We start from the raw sequence: 14,113 nt of genomic DNA, 5'->3' as shown, positions 1-14,113 counted from the left end.
AGGTAACTCAGAAAGCCCTCAAGCCAATTGACACGTCCTGCGTGCAGTGAAGTTATGGCGTTGCCACGTTCGCGGCGGCGCGTTAGCAGGGAGTGCTGTGGCAAGTGCAATAGCCGAGCAGGTCAGGAGCGGCGCGGACGCGCGCGCGAAGTGGTTCGTCTCGGGGCCGGCGATCGTTGCTTATATCGCCTGCCTTGAATTCCCGATTCATCTGCCGAACCCGGGCGGATACGGATTTTTTATCGACGAGCTTTATTTCATGGCCTGCGGCCAGCATCTGAGCTGGGGCTACGTCGATATGCCTCCGCTCACGGCGGTGCAGGCATGGGCGGCAAGAGCGCTGTTTGGCGATTCGCTTCTCGCGATTCGGATTTTCCCGGCCATCGCCGCGGCCGGACTGGTCATCATCACAGGCGCGATCGTGCGACAACTCGGCGGCGGACGATTCGCTCAGACTCTCGCCGCGCTCGCTGTGCTGTTTGCTCCGTTCTATCTCAGCTTTGGCAGCTATCTGTCGATGAATTCGATCGAGCCACTACTGTGGATGGGATGCGCGATGATCGTAATCCGGATGATCCAGACCGGCGACGTCAGGCTGTGGATATGGTTTGGCGTGCTCGCCGGAATCGGGCTCGAGAACAAGGACACGATGCTCGTGTTCGGGTTCGCGCTGGTGGCCGGCCTGATGCTGACGGCGGAGCGGCGCTTGATGGCGAACCGATGGTTCATCCTGGGCGGGCTGCTGGCGTTCGCGATCTTCCTGCCGAATCTCATCTGGCAGATCCAGCATCATTTTCCTCATCTCGAGATGCTTGCGAATATCAGACGTAGCGGGCGCAACGTCGCGATCGGTCCGATCGGGTTCATCGGGTGGCAACTGCTGGGCATGCAACCTCTGGCGGCTCCGATCTGGCTGTGCGGCTTGTATGCGTTTCTGTTCAGCGACGCCGTCAGGCCGTATCGCGCGCTCGGCTATGCGTACCTGGTGTCGCTGCTCCTAGTGCTGATCAGCGAGGGAAGATTTTATTACCTGGCGCCCGCGTATCCGATGTTGCTGGCCGCAGGAGCCGTTGTTATCGAAAAGTGGACTGAGCGACCGGGACGCGGATGGATGAGGCCAGCGTACCTCGGTCTGGTCGCGGTGACCGGCGCAATGATAGCGCTCAACACCCTGCCGTTGCTGCCTCCTCGCGAGTATATCGAGTACACGCGATTCATGGGGTTCTCGGAACCAAAGTTCGAGAATCGCAAGTCGAGTGACCTGCCCCAGTTCCTCGCAGATAGGTTCGGATGGCCCGAGATGGTCGCGGCAACCGCAAAGGTCTACAACGATTTGCCGCCTGAGCAGAGGGCACGAACGGCGATAATCGGGAGCAACTATGGAGAAGCGGGGGCGATAGATTTCTACGGGCCCGCGCTCGGCCTCCCCAAGGCAATCAGCGGCCACGTCAATTACTGGTATTGGGGCCCGAGAGACTACAGCGGCGAAAGTGTGATCGTGCTCGGCGCGCCGCGGGAGCGATTGGAGCAAGGCTACGCGAAGGTCGAACCGAAGGCCGAGGTGGGCAATCAGTACGCGATGGCAAATGAGCACTTCACGATATATTTGTGCACACAACCCAGAGGGGGCCGCACGTTGGCGCAGATTTGGCCGAGGTTAAAAAATTGGGACTGAGCCGAGCTGGCCCCGCGACCGAAACCCCTTCCCGGTCGCTACCTTGATTCTGTCCGATTGGTCAGTTATACCTTCACTACCGAAAATCTTGAGGAGCGCTGCTGATTTTTCACTTTTCACGCTCGCGCACGCGCTATACTCAACCCTCTGGAATTGAACACATTTGAACGCCTCAGTCGCGCGCGCCGCCTGCATAAGTTGAATCCAAATCTTGCCCGAAAAGGCGCTCCAAGGAGCTATCGCGAATAATGCCGCTTAAGGATTTCCTGTTCACGTCAGAGTCCGTCTCCGAAGGCCATCCGGACAAAATGTGCGACCAGATTTCGGACGCCGTCCTCGACGCCCTCCTTAAAGAAGATCCCAACTCGCGCGTCGCACTCGAGACGCTCGCCAAGACCGGGCTCATCGTCCTCGCCGGTGAGATTACCAGCCGCGCAAAACCCGACTATGTGAAAATCGCGCGACAGACCGCGCTCGACATCGGTTACAACAGCTCCGAGGTCGGCTTCGACGGCAACATGTGCGCCGTCCTCACCGCGATCGAGCCGCAGTCGGCCGACATCTCGCAGGGCGTGACCGAGGGCGAAGGCCTCCACAAAGAACAGGGCGCCGGCGATCAGGGCCTGATGTTCGGCTTCGCGTGCGACGAGACTCCCGAGGTGATGCCGCTGCCGATCGCGATGGCGCATCGGCTGATGGAGAATCTCACCAAGCTCCGCAAAAGCAAGCAGCTCGATTTTCTGCGCCCCGACGCCAAGAGCCAGGTCACGGTGCGCTACCTCGATAACCGCCCGGTCGAAGTGACCGCGGTCGTCGTCTCAACCCAGCATTCACCCGACGTCAAATACGAAACCATCCGCGAGTCGATAATCGAGCAGCTGATCAAGCAGACCATCCCCGCGCAGTACCTTACCCGCTCGACCGTCTATCACGTCAATCCGACCGGCAGCTTCATCATCGGCGGACCGCATGGCGACTGCGGACTCACCGGCCGCAAAATAATTGTGGACACCTACGGCGGCTACGGCCGTCATGGCGGCGGCGCGTTCTCGGGCAAGGACCCGAGCAAGGTCGATCGCTCGGCGTGTTACATGGCGCGTCACGTCGCGAAAAATGTCGTCGCGGCAGGACTCGCGACCAAATGCGAAATCCAGGTCGCGTATGCGATCGGCGTCGCCGAGCCGGTCTCGCTGCTGGTCGACACCTTCGACACCGGCATCGTGCCCGAGAACAAACTCTCCGCAACCCTGCGCGAGTTGTTCGATTTCCGTCCCGCCGGAATTATCAAGACGCTCAACTTGAAGCGCCCGATCTATCAGCCGACCGCCGCCTACGGACATTTCGGCCGCAATCCCCACGACGGATTGTTCCCGTGGGAGCGGACTGACATGGCCGAGACCCTGCGCAACGCGTTCGGCCTCAACGGCCGCAGCTGATCGCGAACGCAAGCTGCTTCACCAAACTAGATATTTCACTTTCCTGAAAAAAATTGGAGTTTTGAATTAGATGGCCACGTCCGCGAGAAAGCTTAAAGCAGTTTCAAAATCCCGCACCAACGGCAACGGCCGCGACTTCGACGTTCACGATCTCGGACTCGCCGAGGCGGGCCGCAAGCGAATCGAATGGGCCGACAAGCAGATGCCCGTGCTGCGACGCCTGCGCGAGCGATTCGCCAAGGAACTGCCGCTCAAGGGCCAGCGGATGGGTGCGTGCCTGCATATCACCTGCGAGACCGCCAATTTGCTCCGCACTCTGAAGGCAGGCGGCGCCGAAGTGATCGCATGCGCGTCGAATCCGCTCTCGACCCAGGACGATGTCGCCGCCGCGCTGGTCGATCAGTACGGCATTCCGACCTTCGCCATCCACGGCGAAGATCGCGATACCTACTACGCTCATCTGCGCGCCGTGCTCGAACGCCGTCCGACGATCACGATGGACGACGGTGCTGACCTCGTCAGCCTGCTGCACACCGAGTTCGCCAATCAGGCCGACGATGTGAAAGCCAGCATGGAGGAAACCACCACTGGCGTGATCCGGCTGCGCGCGATGGCCAAAGACGGCGCGCTGAAAATCCCGGTTGTCGCCGTCAACGACGCGCAGACCAAGCATCTGTTTGACAATCGCTACGGCACCGGACAGTCTACCCTGGACGGCATAATCCGCGCGACCGGGGTACTCATCGCGGGCTCGGTGGTGGTCGTCGCAGGTTACGGCTATTGCGGCCGCGGCATCGCGTCACGCGCACGCGGCCTCGGGGCCGACGTGGTGGTCACGGAAGTCGATCCGATTCGCGCGCTGGAAGCCGCGATGGACGGGTTCCGCGTGATGAAAATGATCGACGCGGCGAAAGTCGGCGATATTTTCATCACCGCGACCGGCGACAAGCACGTCCTGACGTCCGCGCATTTCACCCAGATGAAGGACGGCGCGTTCCTGAGCAACTCGGGCCATTTCGATATCGAGATCGACGTCGCCTACCTGAACGATGCCGCGAAGAAAGTCGATCGTGACGTAACCCGCAACATCGACGCCTACCATCTCTCCAACGGCCGCATCGTGTACTTACTCGGCGAAGGCCGCCTGGTTAACCTCGCATGCGCAGAAGGCCATCCCGCACAGGTGATGGACATGAGCTTCGCCACGCAAGCGATGGCCTCGGAGTGGGCAGCAAAGAGCCCTCAGATGACAGTCAAAGTTCACGAAGTGCCGATCGAGATCGAACAGGAAATCGCGGGCGTGAAACTCGCCGCGATGAGCATCAAGATCGACACGCTCACCGCCGAGCAGCGCAAATACCTGGCCAGCTGGGAATCCGGCACCTAGCCGCTATGCCGCGCGTCGATGACCTCGGGCGCGTATGGGACGGATTGGGCGAATCAACACTTCGGCCGGAATCCCGAAGCGTTCGTTCAATCGCCGAATCATTTCCAGCGAGAGCGGGCGCTTGCGGTTCATCACTTCGTACACTCGGCTTCGCCCGCCGATCACACCGATCAACGCGGCTTGGTCGAGTCCTTGTTGCTCGAGCCGGAACCGAATCGCCTCAATCGGGTCGGGCGGATCGATCGGGAAGTGCTTGCTCTCGTATGCATCGACCAAGGTCACTAATACGTCTAGCTTGTCACCTTCGGCAGTTCCTTCCTTCGCTCCCCACAAACGCTGAATCTGTCGCAACGCCCTCTCGTGATCCACATTATTTCGAATTGGTTTAATCTCCATACTCAACCGTCCTTGCATCGATTCTGTCGTAGTCCCTATGCGATCCGATCCATTTGACAAATATAGCTTGTCGGCGAAAGTCGATCGCGACCACCAACCGGTAGTCGTTGCCTTTAATGTTGAACACGACACGATCGCTGCTGACGATACTGGCGGTGCCATAGTTCCGCTTCACATCGGCCGAGGTGCGCCATTCGGCGCGACTCGCTTCTCGAAACCACGCATCGAGCGCAGCCGTCACCGCCTTTCGACTCTGCTGTCCCTTGAGCGACTCCGCGAATTGCCTCAAAGTTCGTCGTGCCACTACGCGCACTCTCAAGATCTTAGCACTGTTCCCAAATCGGGAACAATCTGAATGAGGATACGACGATGAAGCAAGAAAGAATCGACATCGAACAGGCGCGGCGCGCTATCGGACTCCGACTCGTCACGCTTTCGATGGTTCCCAGTCCGTGGAGTGAAGCGCTCAAGGGCATCCTGCATATCAAGCAGCTGCCGCACGCGCGGGTCGCGCACGTCTTCGGATCGCCGACGCAGACCCTCCAGGACTGGAGCGGGCAGGATAGCTTTCCCGTTATCGCCTGGAACGACGAGCGTCCGCTCTCGAGGTGGATCGATCAGCTCAACCTGGCTGAGCGGTTGGCGCCGACGCCTCGCCTGATCCCGGAGCGGTTCGAGGATCGCGTCCTGATGTTCGGCTACTGCAACGAGCTATGCGGCGAGAATGGCATCGGATGGACCGAGCGGCTGCGCGCCGTGCACGAGCAACTAACCACACCCGGCGGCGATTCCATGGGTGTCTCGGCATATCTCGGAAAGAAATATGGCTACACGCCCGAGATCGGCGCACGCGCCGCCGAGCGAGTCGCGGCCGGCCTGACCGCGCTTGCAGCGCGGCTCGAGCAGCAAAAGGGACGCGGTAGCCGATTCTTCATCGGCGATTCGCTGTCGGCGATGGATATTTATTGGGCAGCGTTCTCGAACATGTTGAAACCGCTCCCGCCCAAGTTAATGCCGATGCACGAGAGGATGCGCGCGATGTTCACGACAACCGATCCGACAGTCGTAGCCGCACTCAAGCCGATACTGATTGAGCATCGCGATTTCATCTTCAAGAACTATCTCGAGCTACCCATCGATCTCTCGTAGCGCAATAGCGAGACCGCCCCGTTCCAATCGCGAAGCTTGCAGTAAGAGTCTTCCAGCGATAAGAAATTATTATCTCGACACGGAGGTTCCAACGATGGTTTACGAAGGAATCTTGCTGCTGGTCGGTACCTTTCTCGTACTAGCGATTGGTTTTTGGAGAGCGGCGGAGCGCGAGATGAAGCGCACGCCGACTCAACAATCGGAGTTGCGCCTTAAGACCCAATAAATGCAGAAGTGCCACGTTCGAGTGAGCGAGCGCGGTGGCGTAGCCGCAGTTTAAGGCGCCTTGAGTTCGGCGTCAGGCGTCTGATCGAGATAGTCGCCCGCGGACAAGTGACGCGGATTGCGATCGTGGATAGCTCGCACCAGACACTTCAGCGCTAAGATCAATTCGTGCTCGCTGAGCCGCGGGTATAACACTCGCGCGAGACGGCTGCCGTCGCGGGCGCCGCCCACCATCAGGACGTAGTCATTCTTGCCGTAGCCGATTATTCCGATCTCGGCGGTCGGCGGACGCGAGCAACTGTTCGGGCATCCAGCCATCCGGATCATCACGTCGACGTCGCCGAGCCTCTCGCGCTCCAGCGCCGCGAGATAGCGCGGTAGCGCGCGTTCCGCATGCGTCATTGCAAGGCCGCAGGTTGGCTTGGCCGGACACGCCATCGCGAGCCGACGAATCGCCGGCACGGCGCCGTCAAACGCGACGCCATGATCCGCAAGCGTCCGCTCGATCCATTCGCGGCGCGAGGCCGGGATGTGGGCGAGTATCAGATGCTGATTGGGCGTGACGCGCACGCCGATTCCGTCTACTTCCGAGACGATGCGCCGAATTGCACTTCGATATTTGATCGTCGCCGTGTCGCTGACTCGCCCACTGGGAATCATGATTCCAACGTAGGAGAAATTCCCGGCGCCGGCTTGCCGATGCCATCCCAAATGATCGCGGACCGGCGGCAGCGGTACCGGCTCGGCGTCTTCGAGCGCGATTCCGAAGCGGTCGCGCAACGTCTGTTTGACCGCGTCGACGCCGATGCGGCGAATCGTGTACTTCCAGCGTGCGGCGCGCCGATTCCGGCGCTCGCCATGCTCGCGCTGAATCGTTGCGATCGCGCGTACCGTGTCCACCACCTGCTCGCGTTGCACTACTCCGAGGTAAAGCGCGAGCAACGGCATCGTCGCAGGCTGGTTGTGCGTCGCGCCCATCCCGCCGCCGCTGTACAGGTCGTAGCCCGTGACTTCGCGACCGCTGATGCGCGGGAGGAACCCGACGTCCTGCGTCAGCAGATCGACGCTATTGTCTTGCGGATGCGCAAAGCCGACTTTGAACTTTCGCGGCAGGTATTGCGCGCCGTAGATCGGTTCCTCGGAGTTCAGCGGCGCTACCTGTTGCCCATTCTGATCGGCAAGAAAAACCTGGTAGTAAGCGGAACTCCGCGGCGCCATCTCGCGTGCCACTGCATGCGCCAGTTCGTGCGAATCGAGTGGCAGCTCGGCGTCGAGATCGTCGATCGGGCTCGCGACCGTGTTGCGATTCACGTCGCCGCACGCGCCGAGCGTCGTGAGCTGGTAGCCGCTATCGCTCTGGCTCGTGTTGATGTGGCGAATCAGCGCGCTCAGACTGTGCCCGCGCACGAAATGGAACTGGACACCCTGGCGCGCCGTAAGCCGAATGCTCCCGTCGGCATAAAGATCCGCGGCCGCGTCGAGTGCGAGCCATTGCGTGGGTGTGAGCTCGCCTGCGGGAACCTTGACCCGCACCATGAAAATGAAATCGCCGTCTTTCTTCCCGCTTTCGTTGCGCTCGCGTTGTTTGTAGATGCCGAAATGCTTGGAGATTTCCTTCGCGTGCTCGCTGATCGTCTCGGCCTGGCGCGCACTCAACGCGTCGATTTCCAATCGCATCGTATGCCGGCTCTCGTGAGTCGAATGAACATAGAACAGCCCTTCGCTCGATTGCTTGAGCCGCTCGACGGTCGACATCTCTGCCAAGCTCGCGTTGTCGAGCGTGACCGGCAGATGGTCGCGGTGATGCTTGGATTCCATTGGAATTGTAGGGCGCGAGCTAGTCGTCGATTTTTACTTTCGACCAGCGGCGATAGATCTCGCCGCATCCGATCGACGCACCTATCAGCAGCAACGCGAGGAAGAACTTCGGCGACAGCGGATGCCATAGGGCGTCGCCCAGGAAGGCGTACAGAATCGTTCCCGGAATCATGCCGATCATCGTTGCCCAGAAATAATCGTGAAACGTGATCGGAGACGCGCCTGCCAGCAGGTTCAGCGCGTTGTACGGAATCACGGGGACCATCCGCAGGTAGAGGATTATCTGGAAACCGTGCTTCGCGATTCGCTGCAGCATCGCGTGGAATCGCTCGCCGACAATTCGCTCGACGAACGACTTGCCGAGAAATCTTCCCGCCGCGAACGCCACCACCGCGCCGACGTCGCCGCCGATGAGCGAATAGACCGATCCCCACTTGGTGCCGAACGCCAGTCCGCCCGCGATCGTCATCACTGCGCCGGGCACCAGGAACGACGGCCCGACTGCGTACAACAGCATGTAGACGACCGGGCCCCACGCGCCCCACTTGATCACCTCGGCCTTGACCGTGGTGGGATCGCTGAACCAATTCCAGTGCTCGATGAGCAGCCAGATTGAGCCGCCGATGATGATCGCGATGATCGCAAGCTTGACGGCGTTCATCAGCCACGAGCCGTTGGCGTGCGGCTTGTTCGATTCAGCGCTGATGGGATTGATCGCGGCCACGATCCTTAAATGATATTGGTCGGCGGCGCGGCGAGACAAGGCTTTGCGCGCGCGTTGTAGGCAAATCGCGATGCTACTAAAGTCGGCGCAGTGATCAAACAAAATTACAAAGGAACATCTATATGAACGAACTCGCGGATAAAGTTGCGATCATCACCGGCGGCGGTTACGGAATCGGCAAACAGATCGCGCTGAAATACGGCGCGGCCGGCGCGAAGATCGTGATCGCGGCGCGTTCGGTCGAGCCGATGAAGCAGACCTGCGCCGAGCTCGAGCGCATCGGCGCGCGTGCGATTCAAGTGAGCACCGATGTCTCGAAGGAAGCCGACTGCGCCAAGATGGCGGCTGAGACGATGAAAGCGTTCGGGCGCATCGACATTCTCGTCAACAACGCCGGCATCTCGGGACCGACCAAGCGAATCACAGACATGTCGCTCGCCGAATGGCAGGAGACCATCGACATTGACCTCACCGGCACATGGCTCGCGACTCGCGCCGTGCTGCCGACGATGGACCAGCAGCGATCCGGCAACGTCATCAACATTTCGTCGGGCGCGGGCCGGCGCGGCTATCCGATGCGCTCGCCGTACGCGGCGGCGAAGTGGGCGATGATTGGGCTCACGCAAACCGTGGCCGGCGAATGGGGTCAGCGCGGCATCCGATGCAACTGCATTTGTCCCGGCGCAATCGAGGGCGAACGAATCGAACGCGTGATGCGTGCGCGGGCCGAAGCGCTCAAGCAGCCGTACGAACAAATCAAAGCCGGTTTCCTGTCGCAGGCGGCGCTGGCGAGAATGGCGACCGAAGAGGAAGTCGCGCGCGTCGCGATGTTCCTCGCGCTCGACACCTCGGCGGGAATGACCGGTCAGACGCTGAACGTCGACTGCGGCAGCATCATGAATTAGGTGCGGATCTTGTAGCAGAAAAGAATCTTGAATCGCGCGCATTACAAGGCGCGGTGAACAAGGGCCCTCACCTTTGATCTTCTTCCTTGCAGGGAGAGGGGAATCAGCGGGCGATGTCGTTGTCGCGGACGGTGCTGGCGAAGCCATTACTTTCGAGGCGCTTCATCAGTTCGCGTGCGAGGACGGGCGAGCGATGGCGTCCGCCGGTGCATCCGAGGCCGACTGTCAGGTAGCTCTTTCCCTCGCGCTGATAGAGCGGAATTAGAAAATCGAGCAGGCGCCCTACTTCGTCGATGAAGCGTTGCGACTCCGGCTGCGCCATCACGTATTCGTGCACGCGCGGGTCAGTGCCAGTGAGTGGCCGCAACTCGGGAATAAAAAACGGATTCGGAATAAATCGCACGTCGAGCACGACGTCCATCCCGACCGGCAATCCGTACTTATAGCCGAATGACACGATCGAGACCGACATCCGCGATCCCGCGTTTGCGCCCAGCACGGCCGCGGTGACCACTTCGCGCAGTTCGTGGACGGTGAGCGTGGTCGTGTCGATCACGCGGTTGGCGCGCTCACGCATTTCGGCCAACGCGAGACGTTCCACGCGAATACTCTCGGCAACCGTCGCTCCGCTCGCAGCCATTGGATGCGGTCGGCGGCTCTCAGAGTAGCGGCGCGCGAGCACGTCGTCGGACGCGTCGAGAAAAATTACTTCGGGATGAATTCCGTCGGCGTCAAGTTCAGCGAATATCCGCGGCCATTGCGGGAAGAACAGCCGCTCGCGCGAGTCCACTCCGAGTGCGACGCCCTTCAGCGCGGGATCGCGTCCGGCCGCGAGCTTCGCGACGTTGGGCGCCAGCGCTACCGGAAGATTGTCGACGCAATAGAAGCCCAAGTCCTCGAGCACGCGCATCGCGGAGGCGCGTCCTGAACCTGAAACACCGGTGACTATTATCAGGCGAGGTGGCTGAGGCGCGCTCATCAGGGTTGGTGCCGCGGCAGGAGGCGGCGCGAGTCCGTCACCTCAATACTTGTTGTCTTCTTCCTTGATCAGAGTGTACAGCTCGTCGCTGTCCTTGGCGGCCAGCAGGCGGCTTCGAAAAGAACTCTCTTTGAGCAAGCGCGAGACGCGCGCGAGGGCTTTGAGGTGCAAGCTCGCGGAATCCTCCGGCGCAACCAGCACGAAGAATAGTTGCGAGGGGCCGCCGTCGAGCGAGTCGAAATCGACTCCTTGCGCATGACGGCCAAACGCTCCGATTATTTTCGTCACCCCGCGCAGCTTGCCGTGCGGTATCGCGATTCCATCGCCGATCGCGGTCGAACCCAGCCGCTCGCGCTCCGCCAGTACCGCGGTCAGTTCAGCGAGTTTGATCTCCTTGTACTTGGCGGCCAGCGCCTTGGCGAGTTCATTCAAAACGTCGGGCTTGGTGGTGCCCTTCAAGTCGGCGATCACCATGTCGGAGCTGAGGATATCGGTAATTTTCATCTATACGTCCAGATTAAAATCTAAATCGAAATGGCGAGCGTAAACTGCGAGCCCCCGCGAATCAAATTTCCTCGCTCGAGCTCAAGACCTCGCCAGTCGAGAGCGACCTGACTTTCTTGGCCTTGAATTTTTCCAGATGCTTCTTCAATTGGCGACCGACGTTATCGGTAAGCAGATCGATCACCGAGTACAGATCCTTGGTCTCTTCCTGCGCGACCACCGACAGGCGCCCTGATTTGACTGTAACTTCGCCGTGCTGCCGATATTTGTCAACCGTGAGAATCAGGTGAGCCACGCAGGCCCGCTTGATCGACCTGCCAAAGTGCGCGAATTTTTTCTCCGCATAATCCTTGATCGCATCGGTCGGCTCGACGTGCCGAAACGTCACCGTGACTTCAGTTGTCGGAGCGTTCGCGATCCGCTCCGCGCGACGCACTTTTCGGATTGATGCTCGGCCGCGCTTGCCCTTCCCGTGGTTTTTATTCATCTGTCTTTTCGCCGCTACGCCAGGAGTCTCATCCGATCTGCTTGCGATTCGCCGACGGCGGAATTCCCATCGCCTGCCGATACTTCGCCACCGTGCGACGAGCGATATTGATCTGCTTGGCGCGCAGCATCTCCGCGATCGCCTGATCCGAGAGCGGGCTTTGCGGAGTCTCCGACGTCACCATCCCGCGGATCTGTTCCTTCACCGTCTCGGCGCTTACGTCTTCACCGCCGGCGCCTTTGACCCCCGAAGTGAAGAAAAATTTGAGCTCGAAAATTCCCTGCGGCGTGTGCGCGTACTTGTTGGCGGTCGCGCGGCTGATAGTTGATTCGTGCATCCCGATGTCTTCGGCGACATCCTTGAGCACCAGCGGTTTCAGCAGGCTGATTCCGTGATCGAAGAACGCGCGCTGGAACTTCACGATCGACGTTGCAACTTTGAAGATCGTTTGCTGGCGCTGGTAAATCGATTTCACCAGCCATCGCGCCGAGCGCAGCCGCTCCTGCAGGTACTCACGGGTCTCCGGCGCCACGTCGGCGTCGTTGAGCACCCGCTGATAGTAACCCGCCAGGCGTAGGCGCGGCACCGCGTCGCGATTAAGCGTGACTACGTAATCCTCGCCGACCTTGTGAATATAAACGTCGGGCACCACGTAAGTCGGCTCGTCGCCGCCGTAGTCGCGCCCCGGCTTGGGCTCGAGCAGCGAGATTACCTTGGCCGCCTGCCCTACGGTCTCGACTGGCACGCTCAGAACCTTGGCGATTTCCGCGTAACGATGCTTCTCGAGCAAGTCCAGATGATCGCGGATGATTCGCGCCGCCAGCGATTCTTCCATCCCGAGGTTCTGCAGCTGCGCGAGCAGGCATTCGCGAAGATCGCGGGCTGCGACGCCGGGCGGATCGAAACGTTGCACGCGCGCGAGCACGCGCTCGACTTCAGCCGGCGCAATTTCGAGCTGCGCCGCCAATTCCTCGACCGGGGTTTCGAGATATCCGTCCTCGTTGAGATTGTAGATGATGGTCGCGCCGATCGGCTGGTCGGATTCGGCCATGTTCGACATTCTCAGCTGCCACATCATGTGGTCTTCGAGCGAACTGCGGCGCAGCGGCGTGTTTTCGAGCGCGCTGCGATGGTCATCGTCGTTGTCGGCCGGCGCGGTTTCCTGCCAGTTGTTCGAGTAGGTCTCGAGATACTCGCGCCAGTCGAGCTTTTCGAGATTGTTGAGCTCTTTGATCTCGAGCGCGGCATCGCGCGCTTCGACTTCGATCGTCGATGCGGGCTTTTCCTCGCGCGAGCCGGTTTCCCAATCGTCGTCGGAATTGTTGCCGTTAAGACCGTCGCTCTCGGGAGGCAACGGTTCACCGTCGGCCGGTGCGGCGGCTTCGGGATCTGACACTTCGGATTCGGACGCCGCTTCGGCGGGACTTTGATCAAGCGGCTCGAGCATCGGATTCTGCTCGAGTTCCGACTGCACGATCGCTTCCAGTTCAGGGAGCGAAAGCTGCAGAATCTTGATCGCCTGTTGCAGCTGCGGCGTCATCACCAGCTGCTGGCGAAGCCGCAAATCCTGTCCGAGTTTTACTTCCAGCGCCATCGCAGAATTGCCTACTGTACCGCCGTCGCTCTAGGTTCCTGGGTGGCACCCGGCGAGGCGTCCGAATGAGGGAAAAGCACGGCATGGGCGCAATCGACCACGCTCTGGCTGGTATTCAAAAATACCGTGATCTTGCAGCCGGTGATCTGATCGTTGCCGTCATGAGCGACGGGGCTGCCGGTTAAAATCACGGTGCGCTTGGTTTGGTCCATCACGCCGTGCTGGCCGGTGGCCCATCGAGTGCCCTGGCTGAGACGAACGTTTCCGTCCGCAACCATGTCCTTCATCTGTTTGAAATCTTTGTCGAAATAATTGACCCGCAGCTGATCGCTCGTAAGTTGCGAGTCCGCCTGGGTAGCGTGCACATCTCCGACCCACAGAACGGAATGATTTTGATAGTCGAGCGACATCGATTTGGACTTTATGTAAATCGGGGCCTTGCTGTTCCCGAATTGCATGCCGCCAAAGGCACCGCCCTGCTGTGCGGGCGGATTCGATGCGACAGTAGTATTGTCGCCACCCGCGGTACCGGACGACGCCGCCCTATGCATCTTGTGCGGCGCAGCAGCAGCCTCGGCCGGAGCGCTCACTACTGCGGGAGCGGTCGCTGCCGCGGGAGCAGCGGGAGGTTCGGGATTGGCACTGTCAGCCGGTATCGGCGCCATCACCATCGGCGGAGCGATCGCACCTTGCGGAACGGTCGCGGCGGTGGTCACCGGCGTCGAATCGGGAATAGCCGCTGCAGGAGCGGTCGTCGTGGTCGTAGCGATTGAAGGAGCGGCGGCGGGTGCGACGTCGGCTGCTGTCACCGGCACGTCCGGCGCCGACGGAGGC

General features: G+C 60.4%; 15 protein-coding genes. 6 read left to right on the top strand and 9 right to left on the bottom strand.

The genetic code is table 11. The features are described 5' to 3' along the window. Window positions 1-97 precede the first annotated feature (97 nt). The 3 genes from WB650_RS22065 (at window position 98) to ahcY (ending at window position 4,498) form a co-directional block, all read left to right on the top strand. The gene (locus WB650_RS22065; protein ID WP_422304326.1) at window positions 98-1,675 is read left to right on the top strand and encodes a glycosyltransferase family 39 protein; all 1,578 of its coding nucleotides are present in this window, start codon (window positions 98-100) and stop codon (window positions 1,673-1,675) included. Window positions 1,676-1,923: 248 nt separating this feature from the next. Continuing rightward, a complete protein-coding gene (gene metK / locus WB650_RS22060) occupies window positions 1,924-3,111 on the top strand; it encodes a methionine adenosyltransferase (protein WP_422304325.1) in 1,188 nt (395 codons plus the stop codon). 70 nt (window positions 3,112-3,181) lie between these two features. Further along, window positions 3,182-4,498 (top strand): adenosylhomocysteinase, encoded by a 1,317-nt coding sequence (gene ahcY / locus WB650_RS22055; protein ID WP_422304324.1) that lies wholly within the window; start codon window positions 3,182-3,184, stop codon window positions 4,496-4,498. A 3-nt stretch (window positions 4,499-4,501) separates the two neighbouring features. Here the strand turns inward: ahcY and WB650_RS22050 are convergent, their stop codons facing one another. Both WB650_RS22050 and WB650_RS22045 read right to left on the bottom strand, forming a co-directional pair. Continuing rightward, window positions 4,502-4,900 (bottom strand): helix-turn-helix domain-containing protein, encoded by a 399-nt coding sequence (locus WB650_RS22050; protein ID WP_422304323.1) that lies wholly within the window; start codon window positions 4,898-4,900, stop codon window positions 4,502-4,504. Then, window positions 4,884-5,207: a type II toxin-antitoxin system HigB family toxin gene (locus WB650_RS22045; RefSeq protein WP_422304322.1), complete on the bottom strand. Its 324-nt coding sequence runs from the start codon at window positions 5,205-5,207 to the stop codon at window positions 4,884-4,886. The genes WB650_RS22050 and WB650_RS22045 overlap by 17 nt, the downstream gene beginning before the upstream one ends. A gap of 56 nt (window positions 5,208-5,263) precedes the next feature. Between WB650_RS22045 and WB650_RS22040 the strand changes: the two genes are divergently transcribed. After that, window positions 5,264-6,043 (top strand): hypothetical protein, encoded by a 780-nt coding sequence (locus WB650_RS22040; RefSeq protein ID WP_423962064.1) that lies wholly within the window; start codon window positions 5,264-5,266, stop codon window positions 6,041-6,043. A gap of 94 nt (window positions 6,044-6,137) precedes the next feature. Beyond that, window positions 6,138-6,269: a hypothetical protein gene (locus WB650_RS22035; RefSeq protein ID WP_422292968.1), complete on the top strand. Its 132-nt coding sequence runs from the start codon at window positions 6,138-6,140 to the stop codon at window positions 6,267-6,269. A gap of 50 nt (window positions 6,270-6,319) precedes the next feature. On the opposite strand, the gene WB650_RS22030 is transcribed toward WB650_RS22035, so the two are convergent. Further along, complete coding sequence (locus WB650_RS22030; RefSeq protein ID WP_422304320.1) at window positions 6,320-8,086, bottom strand: NADPH-dependent assimilatory sulfite reductase hemoprotein subunit; 1,767 nt, start codon at window positions 8,084-8,086, stop codon at window positions 6,320-6,322. Window positions 8,087-8,105: 19 nt separating this feature from the next. Then, window positions 8,106-8,810: a TVP38/TMEM64 family protein gene (locus tag WB650_RS22025; protein WP_422304319.1), complete on the bottom strand. Its 705-nt coding sequence runs from the start codon at window positions 8,808-8,810 to the stop codon at window positions 8,106-8,108. 122 nt (window positions 8,811-8,932) lie between these two features. On the opposite strand from WB650_RS22025, the gene WB650_RS22020 reads away from it, so the two are divergent. Further along, complete coding sequence (locus WB650_RS22020; protein ID WP_422304318.1) at window positions 8,933-9,715, top strand: SDR family NAD(P)-dependent oxidoreductase; 783 nt, start codon at window positions 8,933-8,935, stop codon at window positions 9,713-9,715. Between the two features lie 103 nt (window positions 9,716-9,818). Here the strand turns inward: WB650_RS22020 and rapZ are convergent, their stop codons facing one another. From rapZ to WB650_RS21995, 5 genes are all read right to left on the bottom strand, one after another. After that, window positions 9,819-10,694 (bottom strand): RNase adapter RapZ, encoded by an 876-nt coding sequence (gene rapZ, locus WB650_RS22015; protein ID WP_422304317.1) that lies wholly within the window; start codon window positions 10,692-10,694, stop codon window positions 9,819-9,821. A 42-nt stretch (window positions 10,695-10,736) separates the two neighbouring features. Further along, on the bottom strand, window positions 10,737-11,198 hold the full coding sequence (locus WB650_RS22010) for a PTS sugar transporter subunit IIA (protein WP_422304316.1): 462 nt from the start codon (window positions 11,196-11,198) through the stop codon (window positions 10,737-10,739). Between the two features lie 61 nt (window positions 11,199-11,259). After that, window positions 11,260-11,685 (bottom strand): ribosome hibernation-promoting factor, HPF/YfiA family, encoded by a 426-nt coding sequence (gene hpf / locus WB650_RS22005; protein WP_422304315.1) that lies wholly within the window; start codon window positions 11,683-11,685, stop codon window positions 11,260-11,262. A 28-nt stretch (window positions 11,686-11,713) separates the two neighbouring features. Then, window positions 11,714-13,279, bottom strand: coding sequence for an RNA polymerase factor sigma-54 (gene rpoN, locus WB650_RS22000; RefSeq protein ID WP_422304314.1), 1,566 nt, complete (start codon window positions 13,277-13,279; stop codon window positions 11,714-11,716). A gap of 11 nt (window positions 13,280-13,290) precedes the next feature. Continuing rightward, window positions 13,291-14,113 (bottom strand): LptA/OstA family protein (locus WB650_RS21995; protein WP_423962060.1); only part of this gene is annotated, 823 nt, incomplete at its 5' end.

The organism is Binatus sp. (SeqCode) (genome assembly GCF_049584895.1).
Classification (GTDB): Bacteria; Desulfobacterota; Binatia; order Binatales; family Binataceae; genus Binatus.
Note: the sequence above shows the minus strand (reverse complement) of the source record. Positions and strands in the feature narration are given on the sequence as shown.